Source organism: Flavobacterium sp. N3904, assembly GCF_025947305.1.
Lineage (GTDB): Bacteria > Bacteroidota > Bacteroidia > Flavobacteriales > Flavobacteriaceae > Flavobacterium.
Genome location: NZ_CP110009.1, coordinates 3,287,099 through 3,305,592, shown reverse-complemented (window position 1 = coordinate 3,305,592; position 18,494 = coordinate 3,287,099). Strand labels below are relative to the sequence as shown.

General features: G+C 33.4%; 18 protein-coding genes. 10 read left to right on the top strand and 8 right to left on the bottom strand.

Going from position 1 to position 18,494, the window contains the following annotated elements; genetic code table 11:
* Positions 1–57 precede the first annotated feature (57 nt).
* Complete coding sequence (locus OLM57_RS14050) at positions 58–888, bottom strand: S-adenosyl-l-methionine hydroxide adenosyltransferase family protein (RefSeq protein ID WP_264564316.1); 831 nt, start codon at positions 886–888, stop codon at positions 58–60.
* A 128-nt stretch (positions 889–1,016) separates the two neighbouring features.
* Between OLM57_RS14050 and OLM57_RS14045 the strand changes: the two genes are divergently transcribed.
* From OLM57_RS14045 to OLM57_RS14030, 4 genes are all read left to right on the top strand, one after another.
* A complete protein-coding gene (locus tag OLM57_RS14045) occupies positions 1,017–1,289 on the top strand; it encodes a hypothetical protein (RefSeq protein ID WP_264564315.1) in 273 nt (90 codons plus the stop codon).
* Positions 1,290–1,441: 152 nt separating this feature from the next.
* Positions 1,442–2,395 carry a PhoH family protein gene (locus OLM57_RS14040; RefSeq protein ID WP_264564314.1) on the top strand — a complete coding sequence of 318 codons (954 nt, stop codon included), beginning with the start codon at positions 1,442–1,444 and terminating at the stop codon, positions 2,393–2,395.
* Positions 2,396–2,645: 250 nt separating this feature from the next.
* A complete protein-coding gene (locus OLM57_RS14035; protein WP_264564313.1) occupies positions 2,646–3,455 on the top strand; it encodes a Cof-type HAD-IIB family hydrolase in 810 nt (269 codons plus the stop codon).
* Between the two features lie 148 nt (positions 3,456–3,603).
* Positions 3,604–4,557, top strand: coding sequence for a phosphoribosylaminoimidazolesuccinocarboxamide synthase (locus OLM57_RS14030; protein ID WP_264564312.1), 954 nt, complete (start codon positions 3,604–3,606; stop codon positions 4,555–4,557).
* Between the two features lie 260 nt (positions 4,558–4,817).
* Here the strand turns inward: OLM57_RS14030 and OLM57_RS14025 are convergent, their stop codons facing one another.
* The 5 genes from OLM57_RS14025 to OLM57_RS14005 all read right to left on the bottom strand — a co-directional run bounded on the left by OLM57_RS14025 (position 4,818) and on the right by OLM57_RS14005 (position 9,066).
* Complete coding sequence (locus OLM57_RS14025; protein ID WP_264564311.1) at positions 4,818–5,192, bottom strand: DUF4258 domain-containing protein; 375 nt, start codon at positions 5,190–5,192, stop codon at positions 4,818–4,820.
* Positions 5,193–5,228: 36 nt separating this feature from the next.
* Entirely contained in the window at positions 5,229–6,422 is a 1,194-nt protein-coding gene (locus tag OLM57_RS14020; protein ID WP_264564310.1) for an alanine dehydrogenase, read from the bottom strand.
* Positions 6,423–6,504: 82 nt separating this feature from the next.
* A complete protein-coding gene (locus tag OLM57_RS14015; protein WP_264564309.1) occupies positions 6,505–6,981 on the bottom strand; it encodes a GNAT family N-acetyltransferase in 477 nt (158 codons plus the stop codon).
* A gap of 9 nt (positions 6,982–6,990) precedes the next feature.
* A complete protein-coding gene (gene tsaE / locus OLM57_RS14010; RefSeq protein WP_264564308.1) occupies positions 6,991–7,398 on the bottom strand; it encodes a tRNA (adenosine(37)-N6)-threonylcarbamoyltransferase complex ATPase subunit type 1 TsaE in 408 nt (135 codons plus the stop codon).
* 114 nt (positions 7,399–7,512) lie between these two features.
* A complete protein-coding gene (locus OLM57_RS14005) occupies positions 7,513–9,066 on the bottom strand; it encodes a bifunctional response regulator/alkaline phosphatase family protein (protein ID WP_264564307.1) in 1,554 nt (517 codons plus the stop codon).
* Positions 9,067–9,233: 167 nt separating this feature from the next.
* Here OLM57_RS14005 and OLM57_RS14000 point away from each other — a divergent pair, with 167 nt between their 5' ends.
* From OLM57_RS14000 to OLM57_RS13980, 5 genes are all read left to right on the top strand, one after another.
* Entirely contained in the window at positions 9,234–10,088 is an 855-nt protein-coding gene (locus OLM57_RS14000; RefSeq protein ID WP_264564306.1) for an EamA family transporter, read from the top strand.
* A 377-nt stretch (positions 10,089–10,465) separates the two neighbouring features.
* Positions 10,466–11,212 (top strand): 3-oxoacyl-[acyl-carrier-protein] reductase, encoded by a 747-nt coding sequence (gene fabG, locus OLM57_RS13995; protein WP_264564305.1) that lies wholly within the window; start codon positions 10,466–10,468, stop codon positions 11,210–11,212.
* Positions 11,213–11,286: 74 nt separating this feature from the next.
* Entirely contained in the window at positions 11,287–13,314 is a 2,028-nt protein-coding gene (locus tag OLM57_RS13990) for a hypothetical protein (RefSeq protein WP_264564304.1), read from the top strand.
* A 26-nt stretch (positions 13,315–13,340) separates the two neighbouring features.
* The gene (locus OLM57_RS13985; RefSeq protein ID WP_264564303.1) at positions 13,341–14,237 is read left to right on the top strand and encodes a LysR family transcriptional regulator; all 897 of its coding nucleotides are present in this window, start codon (positions 13,341–13,343) and stop codon (positions 14,235–14,237) included.
* A 72-nt stretch (positions 14,238–14,309) separates the two neighbouring features.
* The gene (locus tag OLM57_RS13980) at positions 14,310–15,272 is read left to right on the top strand and encodes a YeiH family protein (RefSeq protein WP_264564302.1); all 963 of its coding nucleotides are present in this window, start codon (positions 14,310–14,312) and stop codon (positions 15,270–15,272) included.
* On the opposite strand, the gene OLM57_RS13975 is transcribed toward OLM57_RS13980, so the two are convergent.
* On the bottom strand, positions 15,261–16,001 hold the full coding sequence (locus OLM57_RS13975) for a YoaK family protein (protein WP_264564301.1): 741 nt from the start codon (positions 15,999–16,001) through the stop codon (positions 15,261–15,263). The genes OLM57_RS13980 and OLM57_RS13975 overlap by 12 nt on opposite strands.
* A gap of 96 nt (positions 16,002–16,097) precedes the next feature.
* Here OLM57_RS13975 and OLM57_RS13970 point away from each other — a divergent pair, with 96 nt between their 5' ends.
* A complete protein-coding gene (locus OLM57_RS13970) occupies positions 16,098–17,102 on the top strand; it encodes a zinc dependent phospholipase C family protein (protein WP_264564300.1) in 1,005 nt (334 codons plus the stop codon).
* Positions 17,103–17,306: 204 nt separating this feature from the next.
* Here OLM57_RS13970 and OLM57_RS13965 read toward each other — a convergent pair whose 3' ends face one another.
* Positions 17,307–18,491 carry an OFA family MFS transporter gene (locus OLM57_RS13965; protein ID WP_264564299.1) on the bottom strand — a complete coding sequence of 395 codons (1,185 nt, stop codon included), beginning with the start codon at positions 18,489–18,491 and terminating at the stop codon, positions 17,307–17,309.
* Positions 18,492–18,494 lie beyond the last annotated feature (3 nt).

Sequence of the window (18,494 nt, the reverse complement as noted above, 5' to 3'; positions counted from 1 at the left end):
AATGGCAATTTAAAATCTGTATTCTTCTTTAAGATCTTTATTCTGAAATCTGCAATCTTAATTCTTAAATTGTACCGAAACCACATCTCTATAATTGAGCCCCAATAATGTACTCGCCGAACCTACAGTTAAAGGATTGCTTCTAAAAAGAGCAATTTCGAGAAAACCGGCTTCGTTGAAAATCGCCAATTTTTGCCCTTCATAATATTTTACGGGATATTTTTCTGAATTGGCAATGGCAGAATAATATGGCAGAATTGTTTTTATTGTTTGGTTTTTGAATATAATTTCATAATCCCTCGCTTTGGCAGATTCTAAAAATTGTTTTTTGGAAATATTGGTTACGACATTCCCAAAATGGTCGATATAAATTACATTCCCTTTTAATTGACTTCCGTCATCTGATAAAGTTACTTGCAAATCCGTCACTTGTTTTAAGTTGTTGATTTCCTTTCCAATCACATTAAGGACACCTCCCTTGGCAATATGACAAGCTACGGTTACAAAAACATCCAGATCGGAAGCATCGGTATGCAAGCGGTCATGGATGGTTATTGCGACTATTTTTTGTGGGATTATCTTTTGCGAAAGCATGCTCAAGATGCCATTATCAGCTGCAATAAAGAAATGATCGTTCCATTGCATGGCAATATGCTGATTTTCTTTGTTGGATTCCAAATCAACTCCAATAATATGAACAGTCCCTTTTGGAAAACTTGCATATGATGCCGAAATAATGTAACTTGCTTCGACAGTGTTGAATGGGTCTATGTCGTGAGAAATGTCAATAATTGTGGCGTCAGAATACTCAGATATTATTTTCCCTTTTAACGCACCTACAAAGTGGTCTTTTAAGCCGTAATCGGTTGTAAGGGTAATTATTGACATAAAATTGTTTATAACTATTGACGTTTATCGGTGCCGAAACTTATTTTTTACTAAATTTGAGAAATGCAAAGCTAAAGTATTTTAACCTTTATTTGAATAGATTTTTTATTTGAATTAAAACAAAATGTATGTCAAAGTCAATTTTTATTTTATTTCTTTTCTTTTGTAGTCTATATTCATTTAGTCAGAAAGGATCGTCCAATTCAATAATAAATAGCGATGATTTTTCAGGCATTAAAAATGAACTTAAAAAAGAAAAAATTGAGGTTGTAAAAGTGCAACAATCAAATGAAAAAGAGATCGTACTGATTTATACAGGTAATCTTTGCGATCTTAGTACCATAAAAGTATCTGATTTATTAAATGAATCGATGCTAAAAAAATTGTTAGCCAACGTATAATTTTAAAACTAGAAAAATCCCATAATTTCTAGAAAGATGTTTTTTAGTATTATTTACCTATTTAAAAATTTAAAACTGTGATGTAAAAGTATCACAGCGTAAATATTAGAATTGATTTGTTTCTAAATTAATTAACTTAAAAACTTCTTATTTTGAACGAAAGAATCATCGAGCTCATCGACATTGCTCCAAAAGATTTTTGGGGTACTCAGGACTCACATTTGGAGTCTATTAAAAAATATTATCCAAAATTAAAAATTGTCGCTCGGGGAACAACCCTTAAAGCTTTTGGCGACAAAGAAATTTTAGATGAATTCGAAAAGCGGTTTCAGAGATTAATGTTGCATTTTACAAGATACAATACAATTGATGATAATGTAATAGAACGTGTTATTCAAAGCAACGACCAGGATGATAAAAAAGCTTTTGGTCATGATAAAATTTTGGTTCATGGCGTAGGAGGAAAAATCATTAAACCGATGACTCCCAATCAACAGTTGTTGGTCGATACAATGGAGAAAAATGATATGGTTTTTGCTGTAGGTCCTGCCGGAACAGGGAAAACCTATACAGGAGTTGCCATGGCCGTAAAAGCACTAAAGGAAAAACAAGTCAAACGAATTATTCTTACCCGTCCCGCTGTTGAAGCTGGCGAAAACCTTGGTTTTCTTCCCGGCGATATGAAAGAAAAGCTGGATCCATACATGCAACCTTTATACGATGCGCTGCGGGATATGCTTCCCAATGAGAAATTGGAAGACTATATCCTAAAAGGAATTATCCAAATTGCACCATTGGCTTTTATGCGCGGACGAACACTAGACCATGCTTTTGTGATTTTGGACGAAGCTCAAAATACGACACATTCGCAAATGAAAATGTTTTTGACCCGCATGGGAAAAAGCGCTAAGTTTATGATAACCGGAGACCCAGGCCAAGTTGATTTGCCGCGAAGAACCATTTCCGGACTGAAAGAAGCGATATTGGTTTTAAAAGATGTTGACGGAATTGGTATTATTTATCTCGATGACAAAGATATTGTACGTCATCGATTGGTCAAAAAAGTTATTGATGCTTACAAACAAATTGAAAACAATGATTATTAAGTTGAAAAATCACTGTTTTTAACAATTATATTCAAACGCAAAAAATACAAAGGAGAAACTCAATTGCTGAGTTTCTCTTTTTTTTTTGTTTAAAAAGTGGGTGATTGTCAGTTCTGGATTTGATTTGCCAATTAAAGTTAACATATCGATATAATTAAGTTAAAAGCGTTTTATAAGTGATCAACTTTTTGGGTATCTTCTTGAAATGCAATAAATTTGGAATGTGTTATAAATGAATTTGAAATAAAAAATGTCGAAAAGAAAAATTAAAGTAGTAATTAGCGATCTAGACGGGACATTACTCAACTCAGACCATACAATATCTGCCTATACCAAATCAGTTTTTAAAGAGCTACATGAACAAAATTATTTAATTATCGTTGCAACAGGACGTCATCACATGGATGCCATGGCAATAATCAGCAGTCTGGAACTTCCTGTTTATCTGGTAACTTCAAATGGAGCAAGGATTCATTCACCCCAAAAAGAACTTTTATATTCTTTTAATTTAGAAGGAGATGCTGTCAAATCAATTCTGTCATTGGATATCGACCCAGAAATAACAACGGTTTTGTTTAAAGAAACGGTCTGGCAAACCTCAAAAACGAATAAAAAGTTAAATGCTTTTCAAAAAGATTTGGCCTATCCACCCGAAGTGGTTGATTTTGCAACATTAGATAATTTTAGTGCTATTAAAATATTTTTTACGCATGATGATCATCAAAAATTAGTGGATTTAAAAGACAAAATTCTTGAAAATCATTCGGATGTGTTTAGTCATGCTTTTAGTTTGCCTATTTGTTTGGAATTTATGGACAAATCGGTTGATAAAAGTGTAGCGATTGCTAAAATTCTCGAAATGGAAGGTTATTCTTTTGAGGAATCGGTTTCTTTTGGTGATGGATTTAATGATGAAAAAATGTTGGGTGCTGCTGGAATAGGATTAATTATGGGGAATGCACCAGAAAATTTAAAAAATAAATTATCTCATTTGGAAGTGATTTCATCCAATGATGAAGATGGGGTTGCCAAGTATTTATCGAATATTATGCAGTTATAATTTTGAATCTCTAAAGAATGGATTTCAATGAATAAGTATTTTTGAATTACTTTTCCTTTTTTTAATTCCTATTTTGCTTACTACTTGCGTTCTCTATTAATTAGTTTTAAATTTGCATTCATAAAAACAATAACACAATACACTACTGATGAGCAATACAATTACCACTACCAATTTTAATTTTCCCAATCAAAAATCAGTTTATAGAGGAAAAGTAAGAGAAGTTTACAATATCAATGACGATTTACTTGTAATGATCGCTACAGACAGGCTTTCGGCATTTGATGTCGTTTTGCCAAAGGGAATTCCATACAAAGGGCAAATTTTGAATCAGATTGCTACAAAATTCATGGAATTGACTCAAGATATTGTACCCAACTGGTTAATTGCTACTCCGGATCCAAGTGTTGCTGTTGGACATTTGTGTGAACCTTTTAAAGTAGAAATGGTGATTCGTGGCTATCTTTCAGGTCACGCTGCTCGTGAATATGCTCTTGGGAAAAGACAAATTTGTGGTGTAACAATGGCTGAAGGTTTGAAGGAAAATGATAAATTTCCAGAACCAATAATCACTCCAACTACCAAAGCGGATAATGGTTCTCATGATGAAGATATTTCTCATGAAGACATTTTGGCTAAAGGTATAGTTACTGAAGAAGATTATTTAGTATTAGAAAAATATACTCGTGCTTTGTTTGAAAGAGGAACAGAGATTGCAGCCAGTCGTGGTTTGATTTTGGTCGATACTAAATACGAATTTGGAAAAACAAAAGATGGTGTTATTGTATTGATCGATGAAATTCATACTCCAGATTCTTCTCGTTATTTCTATTCTGAAGGATATCAGGAAAGACAGGACAAAGGCGAAGAACAAAAACAATTGTCAAAAGAATTCGTAAGACGCTGGTTGATCCAGAATGGTTTTCAAGGCTTGGAAGGGCAAAGTATTCCTGATATGACAGATGAATATATCGAAACGGTTTCGGATAGATATATCGAATTATACGAAAATATTCTAGGCGAAAAATTTGTAAAAGCAGATATTTCGAATATTAATGAAAGAATTGAGAAAAACGTTTTGGCTTACTTAGCACAAAGATAATTAGGATAATATTGCTAAAAATAAAACCATAATTCATTGATTTGAGTTATGGTTTTTTGCTTTTAGTTTTGATTGTAAATAATAACAAAGAGGCACTATGTTTGATTTTAGCCCCGATAGAAGTGGAAATCCTTTTTGTTTTTTCTTTAAAAATAAAAAGATTGCAACGAATAGCGGGTACCATGTTTCCTGATTATTCCTCTTTTTTTGCTCCAAAAAAAGCAATAAAAAAACTCTTCGCGAGGAAGAGTTTAGTATGTTTATTTCTTGATTATGTCTTCAAGTACTGCTTTGTTTTCGTAATTAGTTACTTTAATTATGATTTCTTGGTTTTTTCTGGTTTTGCCTTCAATTACATATAATTTCCCTTTTTTGTACGGTATATTACTTTTGTCAAAATCTACATCTCCCAATTTTAAAGTGTTCTTAATATCGGTGGTGTCTACCCATTTTTGTGATAAAATCAAGGAAGCTTTATCAGAATAAGAGAAAGGCTTTGTGCTTAAATTATTTAAAACTCTTGCATTTGGAAAATAATTACATCGGGTATCTTTTCCACTAAATATTGCTGCTACCACAAATAAACCCATTATCAAACCTACTAAGTAGTATGCAAAACGTTGTACGAAATTCATATTTTAATTTTTGCGCAAAGGTATGGGAAAGTTTAGTTAAAAAACAATTAAATTAATATCGTTATCCGGTAAATCAAACCAATCGCCTATGGCTTTGTTGGTGAGAATGCCGTGGTATAAATAAACACCGTTTTTTAGTCCTGCATTGCAACGGATGGCACTTTCGATACCACCATCTTCTGCAATTTGCAATAAATATGGAGTGATAATATTGCTTATGGAAAGCGAGGCCGTTTTGGAATATCGGGAAGGAATATTGGGTACACAATAATGCAAAACATTACTTTTTATAAAAGTGGGTTTTTCGTGAGTTGTCACTTCGGAAGTTTCAAAACATCCGCCAGTATCAATACTTATATCAACTATTACGGCACCTTTTTTCATGTGTTCGACCATTGTTTCGGTCACAACTACGGGACAACGTTCTATTCCTCTCATGGCACCAATAGCAACGTCACAACGTCTTAACGCTTTTAGTAATGATTTTTGTTGAATGGTAGAAGTAAAAATACGTTGGTTTAGGTTGTTTTGCAGACGACGCAGCTTGGTTATCGAATTATCGAATACTTTGACGCTTGCTCCAAGTCCTATTGCAGTTTTGGCCGCAAATTCTCCTGCAGTTCCGGCGCCTAAAATGACAACTTCGGTAGGAGGAACTCCTGTAATGTTTCCAAATAAGAGTCCTTTTCCAAACTCATTTGTAATCATTAATTCAGCAGCAATGAGTATGGAAGCTGTTCCCGCAATTTCACTCAATGATTTTACGGCAGGGTAGGAGCCATCTTCATCTTTTAAATATTCAAAAGCAAGTGCTGTTATTTTTTTTCGAGATAAAGCTTCAAAATAGGATTTTTTTCTAGTTTTTAGTTGAATGGCTGATAAAACAATTGTTTTGGCATGCATCATTTCAATTTCGGCGATTGTTGGAGGCTCTACTTTTAAAAGCATTGGACAGCCAAAAACTTTTTTAGTATCTTGAGTAATTTCTGCTCCTGCATCGCTGTATTCTTTGTCAGTGTAACTGGAACTTACGCCAGCTCCTGCTTCAATCATTACTCTATGTCCTTGATAGGTAAGCGAATTCACCGCATCTGGTGTTAAACAAATGCGTCTTTCCTGATAACTGGTCTCTTTTGGAATTCCTATAAAAAGTTGGCTTTTGTGTCTAGCTATTTCTAGTTTTTCTTCTTGAGGCAGTAGTTGTTCTTTTGTAAATGGACTTATAGACATTGAGAAAATTGTGTTAAGTGGTACAATTTACAAAAAAGATTTGTAACTTTTTTTATTTAAATGTTACCTAATAGGATTAGTTTTAGACAAGTACTTTCTCCATTTTGATATCGGCTCTTTCATAAACGCCCTCTTCAACTGGGATTTCGATAAAGCCAAAACTTTCATATAGATGTATTGCCGGTTTTAATTTGCGATTAGAATACAAAATCAATTTTTGAATTCCTTTTTGCTTTGCCTCAGTCAAACAATGTTCCATCAGTTTTTTACCGATACCAAGTCCTTGATTTTCATCGGATACTGCCATTTTTGTCAATTCAAATGTGTTTGCGTCAACTTTTAATAAAGAAACTGTACCAACAATTTGATTGTTGTATTGGGCATAAAAAATCAATCCCCCTTTGTCAATTATTTCACCTTGAGGGTCAGATAGTACCTTTTCATCTTTAGGCTCAACCTTAAAATATTTATGAAGCCATTCCAAATTTAATGTTTTGATGGCATCCTTCAATTCGATTGAAAAAGGAATGATTTTGACTTTATTGGTGTCTAAACTCATAATTCTAAATTACTTTAATTCTAATAAACGCTCACCGCTGGGAAGAAGTTCAATTGTAATTATGGTATGTTGATCTGGAATCAAATTTTCAATTTTTTCTGACCATTCTATAAAACACCAATTTCCAGAGTATAAATAATCGTCAACACCCATATCGAGTGCCTCGGTTTCCTTGTTTAATCTATAAAAATCAAAATGATACACAATTTGATTCGTATCGGTTTGATATTCATTCACCAGAGAAAAAGTTGGGCTGCTGGTGGCATCCTGTACACCCAATGTTTTGCAAAGTTGTTTGATTAAAGTTGTTTTTCCAACGCCCATTTCCCCATTAAAAAGGATAACTTTATTTGGATTTTCGTCTAAAATTTGTTGAGCAACTGCTCCAAGTTGGTTTATAGAAAATGTAATCGTCATTTTTTTATTCAGTTATGCGTTTTTTGTTTTTGTGCCTAGTATTAATGCAGTTTCTATTTTTTTTTGACAGTTTAATAACAGATTCCTGAAAACTGCTTTCTATATTCTTTTTCTCTACTTTGGATTAAAAACTAGAAAAGGAATAATCATTTCTTCTAATGAGATTCCGCCATGTTGATACGTGTTTTTGTAATAACTCACATAATGATTGTAGTTGTTTACATACGCCAAAAACAAATCATTTTTTGCAAAAATATACGAGCTGCTCATATTTATGGCTGGTAAACCAATAAGTTTAGGCTCTTTTACAGCATATACATCTTTTTGTTCGTAAGTCAAACTACGTCCAGTTTTGTAACGTAAATTCAAACTGGTATTTTTATCTCCTACTACTTTTGATGGATTTTTCACATTAATGGTTCCGTGGTCGGTTGTCAAAATTAATTTGAAACCTAATTTTTGTGCTTGTTGAATAATTTCCAATAGAGGTGAATTTTTGAACCAACTCAATGTCAGCGAACGATACGCTTTATCGTCAGAAGCTAATTCTTTTACGACATCCATTTCGGTCTTGGCGTGCGATAGCATATCGACAAAATTATAAACAATAGTAACTAAGTCGTTGTCTTTTAGTGATTTGAAGTTTTCTGCTAATTTTTTCCCTCCTGCCAAATTGGTGATCTTAAAATAATCTTCTTTTATATCAAGTCTTAAACGCTTAATTTGAGCCGTTAGAAATTCAGCTTCAAATAGGTTTTTACCTCCTTCTTCTGGGTCATTTTTCCAATACTGTGGAAATTGTTTTTCCATTTCAAGAGGAGTTAATCCAGAGAAAATGGCATTTCTTGCATATTGTGTAGCAGTTGGTAATATTGCATAATATGGAACTTCTTTCTCTAATTTATAATAATTACCCACCACGCTTTCAAAGGCTTTCCATTGATCGTAGCGCAAATTGTCAATCACAACAAAAAGTACAGGCTTGTCTTTCTTGAGAATTTCTGGCACAACCAATTCTTTAAATAAGGTATGCGATTGTATCGGTTTATCCGCTTTTGGAGCAAACCAATCTTCGTAATTGCGTTCTATAAATTTACCAAATTGGGAATTGGCTTCCACTTTTTGGGATTCCAGAATTTCTACCATTCCTTGATCATTTATATTTTCGAGTTCCAGTTCCCAAAATATTAGTTTTTTGTACAATTCAACCCAATCTTCATAGGAGTTGACCATTGCCATTTCCATAGTGATTTTTCGAAACTCTTTTTGGTAATCCAAAGTCGTTTTTTGAGAAATCAATCGGGAATGATCTAGATTTTTCTTCAAACTCAACAAAATCTGATTGGGATTTACGGGTTTGATAAGATAATCGGCAATTTTGGAACCAATCGCCTCCTCCATTATATATTCTTCCTCACTTTTGGTAATCATTATCATCGGGATAGAAGATTTTTTCTCTTTCATCTCCGATAACGTTTCCAGACCGCTCATTCCGGGCATATTTTCGTCAAGAAAAACAATGTCAAAATTGTTTTCGTCAAAAATATCGATGGCATCGCGTCCATTGTTGCAAGTGGTAACGCTGTAATTTTTTTTCTCCAGAAATAATATATGTGGTTTGAGTAAATCGATTTCATCGTCGACCCAAAGTATTTTTATGTTCTCCATATTCAATTTATTTTAGTGCAATTTAGTTGTATAGAACTTAAATAATATTAAAAATAGTATAAAGTTGATTAAAAATATTTGTAATAAATCGGATTTGCAGTTGTTCGAAGAAGAATTTAATGTGAATTCTTGGTTTAAATAGTATTTTTGCATGAAAAAATAGAATTATGTTATTTCTTATTCTGTCTGTTATTTGCAGTGTGACTGTTGGCGTGATTTTTAAACTAGCTCGTCGTTATCAGGTGTCAGCTACACAGATTGTGGCATACAATTATGTATTTGCTTTATTTTTTTGTTATTTCTTTTTTAGCCCTGATTTAAATGCCTTGGATGCTTCATCTCCTTGGGGAATTCTTATTCCACTAGGAATTTTATTGCCTGTAGTATTTCTTTTTTTGGCTACTTCTATAAAATATATGGGTATTGTAAAAACCGATGCTGCCCAACGATTATCACTGATTTTCTCTATATTAGGAGCTTGGCTGTTTTTTGGAGAACAATTCAGCACACTCAAGCTAACGGCTCTTTTGTTTGGATTTCCGGCGATACTACTTATTCTGAATAAACCTGCTGAAAACAAGGAAAACAAATGGATTTATCCTGCTTTGGTATTGCTTGGTTTTGGAGTAATCGATCTTCTTTTTAAACAAATTGCGCTGACTTCAAGCCTGCCTTTTACGATTTCGTTATTTGTGATTTTTTCGGTAGCGCTTGTAATAATGATATTTTTCAATGTCTATGAAATACTTTTTAGAAAGACTAAAATAGATTTTAAGAGTATTATTTTCGGAGGTTTGGTTGGGATTTTTAATTTTGGGAACATCCTATTCTATCTAAAGGCGCATCAGGCATTTGCCCAAAATCCCTCTACCGTTTTTGCAGGCATGAATATGGGAGTTATAATGATTGGTAGTCTTGTAGGTGTTTTTGTTTTCAAGGAGAAAGTTACGAAACTAAACATTGTAGGTCTTTGTCTGGCTTTGCTTGCTATTGTTTTCATTGTGGCATCACAATCAAATTAAAATTTCTAAATTATGCTATTTCGCAAAGTGTCACAAAAACTAGCACAGAGATTCGAAAAGTTTTATAAATTTTTATTTGTGCAACTTTGTGTTTTTTCCTTTGGGTATCTCTGTGAAATCAAATTGGAATTGTAATTTTTTTCTATCCGTATTTTATTATTATATTTGACCTTTGTAAACTAGCCCTGATAGCAGTGGAAATCCTTTTGTGTTTTTTTTTAACACAAAAGATTGCAGCGGATAGCAGGATTAGCTCCTAATAAAAAAAATAAACTAATTTTAGAATATGAAATGAGCATCTCTGTAAATAGGTAATACAGATTAACAGAAGTTATGCTAATTACATATGACAAATAATAAGCAATAAATATTTACATATGAAATTACTAGAAGGAAAAGTAGCCATTATTACTGGCGCAAGTCGTGGAATTGGAAAAGGAATAGCCGAAGTTTTTGCAAAAAATGGAGCAAATGTTGCCTTTACTTATAGCTCATCTGTTGAGTCTGCACAAGCTTTGGAAAATGAATTGAATGCTTTGGGAATAAAAGCCAAAGGTTACCAATCTAATGCTGCCGATTTTAATGAAGCTCAAAAATTTGTAGATGCAGTTCTAGCCGATTTTGGTACAGTTGATATTTTGATAAATAATGCCGGTATCACTAAAGATAATTTATTGATGCGTATGTCAGAGGCTGATTTTGACCAAGTTATTGATGTTAACCTGAAGTCAGTTTTTAATATGACCAAAGCGATTCAGAAAACATTTTTGAAACAACGTTCAGGTTCTATTATCAATATGAGTTCTGTGGTTGGCGTAAAAGGAAATGCGGGTCAAACAAATTATGCGGCTTCAAAAGCAGGTGTAATTGGTTTTTCGAAATCTGTAGCGTTGGAATTGGGTTCTCGTAATATACGTTGTAATGTAATTGCACCAGGTTTTATCGAAACTGAAATGACAGCCAAATTAAGCGAGGATGTTGTAAAAGGTTGGAGAGATGGAATTCCTTTGAAACGTGGTGGTTCTACGGATGATGTTGCCAATGCTTGTTTATTCTTTGCATCGAATATGAGTGCGTATGTAACAGGCCAAGTTTTGAATGTTTGCGGAGGAATGCTGACTTAAAATAATTATGAATTATAAATGATGAATTATAAATGTGCAAACAATTCAGAATTCATCATTTAAAATAAAAAAATATGACTGTAAACACGATTCTATTACTACTACTTTCTGTATTAATAGCGGGTGGTTTGTCGTTTTTTCAATATTTATATAAAGTCAAAAACAAATCGAAGGTGTATTTGTTTTTGACTTTTTTGCGTTTTCTTAGTGTTTTTTCGATACTGTTGCTTCTGATAAATCCCATTATCACAACTAGTAAGCTCGAAATTATCAAAACACCATTGCCTATTGTGGTTGATAACTCTAGTTCTATTTCTTTTTTGAATGCGAAAGAAAAAGCTTTGGAATTAGCCCAAAAGTTAAAGTCAAATAAGGCGCTTCAAGAAAAATTTGAAGTGCAATCGTATCTTTTTGATACTGATTTTCGACAATCGGATAGTTTAACTTTTACGGGAACTCAAACCAATCTGGATTTGGTTGCCAAAAATTTGAAGAGTATTTATAAAAATGCGTTTTATCCAACGGTAATTATTACGGACGGAAATCAAACTTCTGGCAATGATTATGTGTATAGTTTTGACGAAAACAATAAAGTTTATCCTTTGATTTTGGGTGACACAACCAAAGTGTTGGATTTGAAAATTAATCAGTTGAATGTCAATAAATATGCATTTCTAAAAAATAAATTCCCAGTTGAAGTGTTTTTGCAGTATTCCGGAGATAAAAGTGTAACCACAAATTTTAGTATTATACAAGGAAATGAAGTTTTGCATAAAGAAAGCGTTTCTTTTTCTCCATCAAAAAAAACAGCTGTTCTAAATGTGCTTTTGCCTGCCAATAAAGTGGGATTGCAGATTTATAAAGCTAAAATAGATTCAAAAGAAATTGAAAAAAATACCTTTAATAATATCAAGAATTTTGCTGTTGAAGTTATTGATCAGAAAACAACAGTTGCAATTGTTTCAACAATAAATCATCCTGATATTGCTGTTTTAAAAAGAGCAATTGAATCTAATTTACAACATAAAGTAGTATTAGTTAAGCCAAACGAAATAAAGTCTTTACAGGATTATAATGTGCTTATTTTGTATCAGCCAACAGCGGCATTTAAATCGGTTTTTGAGGCGAACCAAAAAGCCAATCTGAATACGTTTATCATAACGGGAACGAGTACTGACTTTTCATTTTTAAACCAGAAGCAAAATACTTTCATTTTTAAAATGAGTGGTCAGGAAGAAGATTATTTGGCTGACTTTGATTCACAGTTTAATCTTTTTGCGGTGGATAATTTAGGATTCGAAAATTTGCCGCCTTTGCAAAATAGTTTCGGAACGATTGCAATTAATGGCGAAGTCAATGTATTGCTTTCTGCCAAAATCAGAAACATTGATACCAAAGCACCTCTGTTGTGTTTTACGGAGAATCAAGGAAAGAGAACGGCTTATTTGTTTGGCGAAAACAGTTGGAAATGGAGTTTGCAAAGCCATATCGACAATCAATCCTTTGAAAAATATGATGTTTTCATCAATAAGATAATACAATATTTGGCTTCCAATAATGCCAAAAAATCATTGGTTGTCAATCACGAAAGATTTTACAACTCAGGTGAAGCTATCGAGATTACAGCTCAATATTTCAACAAGAATTATGATTTTGATGAAAAAGCACGTTTGACCATTGCTGTGACCAATATCAAAACAAAACAAACCAAGAACTTCGACCTTTTAAAAGGAAACAATACGTATAAAGTTAATCTTGACGGACTTGCAGCAGGAAGCTATAATTTCTCTGTAAAGGAACTGAATTCCAAAACATCGTATTCTGGACATTTTGAGATTCTGGATTTTGATATTGAAAAGCAGTTTGTAAATCCAGATGTTCAAAAATTGGAACAATTGGCAGTGCAAACGAAAGGGGCAGCTTTTTATCCAAATCAAATCGATGCTTTGATAAAAACATTGTTAGAGAATGAGGAATACAAAGCCGTTCAGAAAGATGTGGTAACCAAATCGCCTTTGATTGATTGGAAGTGGTTGCTGGTTTTGATTGCTGTATTTCTTTCTACCGAATGGTTTGTTCGAAAGTATAATGGGATGTTGTAAACCGTAATTTAGATAAAAATAAAGCTATGGATTTTAGACTAAAAGTGTTTTTCACTGTAGCCACCCGGTTGAGCTTTACCAAAGCGGCTTCCGAGTTGTTCATAACACAGCCCGCTATTTCCAAACATATTCAAGAATTGGAGGAAGAATACAAAATCAAACTTTTTGAAAGAAACGGCTCAAAAATAGCCCTCACCAACGCGGGGGAAGTGTTGTTGAAGCATACTAAGAACATCTTTGAAATTTATAGAGAAATCGACTTTGATATGAGCACTTTTATCAATGAACGCAAAGGTTTGTTGCGACTGGGAGCGAGTACCACGATTTCTCAATATATTATTCCGCCACTTTTGGCCCGTTTTCATCAAAAACTGGAAGCTGTAAAAGTGAATTTGCTTAACGGAAATACAGAACAAATAGAAAATGCTTTGTTGAATAAAGAAATTGAAATTGGAATTGTGGAAGGGCAATCTAAAAATCAATCCATAAAATACACTCAATTTATTAGAGATGAGTTGGTTTTGGTTTGTAATTCTAATAATCCATTAGTCCATAAAAAAGAAATCGCTCCTGCCGATCTTAAATCGCTCCGGTTTCTTGTACGCGAACAAGGTTCTGGAACACTTGAAGTTATTGAATATGCTTTGAAACCTTTCCATATCAAAATGGAGAACTTACAAATTGAAATGCAATTAGGAAGCACAGAAAGTATAAAATCGTATCTGATGAATTCGAATTGCGTTGCTTTTTTATCAATACATTCTATTGATAAAGAGTTGAAAAATAAAGAATTACAAATTTTAGACGTCGATAATTTGACGATTGAACGTTATTTCTATATCGTTACTTTACAAGGAAAATCCGACTCTCTTTCTGAATTATTTATAAAAAACATTTCAAGTTATTATAATTTAAAGTTATAGTAGATTGTTTTTAACGATTGGCGTCGACTTGGTTTTATATCGACCTTTGTAGTGTTAAAATCTACAAAACAAATGAAAACTGAAAGCGTTAATACCTCAAATTTCCTTAACATCAATACTACAGTACAACAGGTTATTTTTGTTTTGCTTCTGCTTCTTTGTTTGTTTTCAATTATTTCACCTCCGATAGCGTTGTTGTTGGGTTTAATTGTTGCCAATCTTTCTGGGCATCCATTTTTGCATTTGAATCACAAGGCTACTAACATTTTATTACAGGTTTCGGTTGTGGGATTGGGATTTGGAATGAATGTGCATAGTGCGGTAGCAGCTGGAAAAGAAGGTTTTCTCTTTACTGTTGCTTCAATAATTGTGACAATTGTTTTGGGAACTTTATTTGGGAAATGGTTTAAAATTGAAAAGAAAACATCTCATCTCATTTCTTGCGGGACGGCTATTTGTGGAGGAAGTGCTATTGCAGCGATTGCTCCCGTAATCCAATCAGATGAAAAGCAAACTTCGGTGGCTTTGGGAGTGATTTTTATACTCAATTCGATTGCTTTGTTTGTATTCCCTTTTGTGGGACATTTATTGAATATGTCTCAAAATGATTTTGGGTTGTGGTGCGCCATTGCCATTCACGATACGAGTTCTGTTGTTGGGGCAGCCAATAAATATGGAGCAGAAGCTTTGCAAGTGGCTACTACTGTAAAATTAGCAAGAGCTTTATGGATTATTCCTGTGGCTTTGATTACGGCAATCGCTTTTAAAAATAAAACGAGCAAAGTGAAAATTCCTTATTTTATCGGATTGTTTATTTTGGCGATGGTTTGCAATACTTATTTTACTTCTGTTGCGAATGTTGCACCGCATTTGGTTTCAATTTCGAAAATAGGTCTTACGATTACCTTATTTTTGATAGGAGCGGGGCTTAACCGTTCTGTTTTGAAATCGTTGGGTTTATTGCCTTTATTACAAGGTGTTTTGCTATGGGTGAGTATCGCGATTGGAACTTTATTAGCAATTCTATATTTCTAAAAAGGATTTTTGCTTTCTTTTGATGGCAATAAAATGCAGTCGGATGTAATCGTAGTAGAATGCAATCAATAGAAAAGCAGCTGCAACAAATAGTGTTTTAAGAGCCAAATGACCGTAGATGAATCCACCAATGAAACAACCCAGAAAAAAGAATGTAATAATGGACAATCTTAAGTAAATTCTAGTCTTTAAGGCTTTTCGTTCCTCGGGTCTTTTATAAAAAAACAATTGCGACAATTCGATCCCCAAATCGGTGAAGAGTCCTGTTAGATGGGTTGTTCTTACCGTTGACTGCGAAATTTTCGTCACTAATGCATTTTGGATTCCCATGGCGAAAAGCAGACCAAAGGCAATCCACTTTCCATCTAATAAATTTAAATCAGGTTTCATTCCCAAAAAACCTAAAGTGACCAAAATAAGAAATTCAATGGCTATTGCTGGCAAATGCGAAAGTTCTTGTTTCTTTTCGGATACCAACTCTGCTAAAAAATTAGAGGTAAAAGCTCCAGCCAAAAAGAATAATGTATAAATTAAAAATACAATAGCTGCTTTGTAATCGTGTTTGGTTACTTCTTCGGCAAAATAGGCAAAATGTCCAGTAACATTTGTAGTTAATGTTTTTACTGCTAAAACTCCTGTTACATTTACAATTCCTGCTACGAACGATAATAGTATGGCAAGACGTAAATTGTGTTTGGAAGTTCTATTTTTCCCTTGATGTCTAAACATTTTAATTTATTTTCTTTGGATTAACATAAATTTAAACTCAAATCGTTTAAATTATCTTTAAAAAAAATACTTTTGTACTTCAATTAAATAAATATAATGAAAAATTTTAAATTTAAACCTACATTCATTACTTTTTCGGTAATTAGTATTGCTTTTATTACTTTGTCTTGGGGTATTTTTGGCCACGAACATATTAATAATGCTGCAGTTATGGCATTGCCAAAACCTATGCAAACTTTCTTTTACAATCATCTTGATTTTATAACTCAAGAATCAACGGTTCCGGATTTGCGTAAATATACTTTACGCGATAAAGCCGAAAATCCGCGTCATTTTATGGACATGGAGAATTTTGGTGCTGTAGATTCTATTCCACTTCCATTTGAAGAAGCTAAGAAAAAGTATGATGAGAAGTTTTTGTCTAGTAATGGAATACTTCCTTGGTACATTCAGGAAATTATGACCAAGTTGACCAAAGCATTTAAGGATAAAAGAAAGACTGAAATTTTGTTCCTAGCAGGAGATTTGGCGCATTACATAGGTGATGCACACATGCCTTTGCATACCTCCGCAAATCACGATGGACAATTGACCAATCAAAAAGGTATTCACTCTTTGTGGGAATCCCGTCTCCCTGAAATGTTTGGTAAAAATTATAATTTTTATACAGGAGAAGCTAAGTATGTGGATAATGTTGAAAAAGCAACTTGGGACATGTTGAAAGACACACACAGTCAAGTAGAACCTCTGTTGTTGATTGATAGAAATCTACGTGCCACTTTTACTGCAGAGACAATGTTTGAAAAGGATGAGAAAGGTAATATTGCAAAAAACAAGTTTGGTGATTTGATCTATTCCAAAGAATATGCAACAAAATTACATGAAGCTATGAATGGAATGGTGGAAAGCCAAATGCGAAAAGCCATTGTGGCAACATCCAATTTTTGGTACACGGCTTGGGTAAATGCAGGAAAGCCAAATTTGGAGGATTTAGATTCAAAAGAATTGACTAATCGCAATAAAAAGAATTTGAAAAAAGACTTAAAACTTTGGAAAACCGGAAAGCTTTTTGGTTTGGAAAGTGAAAATGATTTTAATTAGTCTATATTTAGAATAAAATAGAAAAGCCTGTAAATTTAGTTTTACAGGCTTTTTTGTTAATAATTCTCAAATATTTTTGAATTGGTATTGTATCAATAATTTATAAAAGTATTCTAATTGTACAAGTTTAAATGCAATCGGCTTCGCTCTGGAGAATGAACTATACATCTCGATTGCACCTAGTTTGACAAAATTTGGATTGTACTATTTTGCAATAGTATGTGGTTTTAATAGTAATACTCTCTTTAGCCATAATCCGACAAACAAAGCCAAAACAAGTAAGATAGCAAAAAGGTAGAAAATAGTAATTTCTGTACTTAAGCCTAACAATAATGGACCAACAAATGCTGCGGCAGACCATGCCGTTAATGTGTAACCAAGTACCTGTCCGTAGTTTTCAGTACCAAATATGCTTTTTACAAAGGAAGGCATTGTTGCAAAACCTGCACCATAACCCGCAATAATAATAAAAGTTAAAGCTTGAAATGAGGTTTGATTGGTTGAAAAAGTTGGAATTAAAGCAAAGCAAACAGCGTTTATGCCAATAAAAATCATAAATGTAGTCCAACAGCCAATTTTATCTGATATACTTGACCAGAACAAACGTCCCAATCCATTAAATAAACCTATAATTGCTACAAACATTGTTGCTTGAGTAGCTGTCATTCCTACTACTTCTTCTCCTAAAATTGCTGCTTTTGAGATTATGGCAATACCACCACATACATTAAAAAACAGCAACAACCATAATGCTATAAAACGTTTGTCGGTTATAATTTCTTTTGAAGTCAAATCGACATGAATTGGTTGATTTGCATTAGTATTTATGGGGTTGGCTAAATACAAAGCGCTCAATAACATGCAAATTCCATAACCAATTCCTAAAGTTAGAAACGCCCCTGATAATCCCATAGAAGTATATAATGGTCCAATTAAAAAAGAAGCTAGTAAAGAACCTAAAGCAAATGACATAATAATGATACCCGAAGCTAATCCTGGGCGATCAGGAAACCATTTTACAACTGTGTAAACAGGAACGATATACCCAAAACCTAAGCCGATACCTTGCAAAACACCAAATGATAAGTAAAACAAATAAATTGAACCCATATTGACGGCCAAGGCACTCCCAGACAATCCGATAGTTAAAAACAGAGTGGCAAGCATTCCCGCCTTTGTTGGTCCGATTTTTTGAACAAATTTGCCCATGAATGCAGCTGTTAATCCTAAAAAGCAGATTGCCAGACTGAAAGCAGTTTTGGTATCATGCGCATCCCAGTTTAATTCTTTTGATAATGGTTCAATCCATTTGCTATAAGCATAAATAGATCCAATCGACAGTTGCATTATCATTCCTGCCAATACGATCAGATATTTGTTTTTTGACATAAT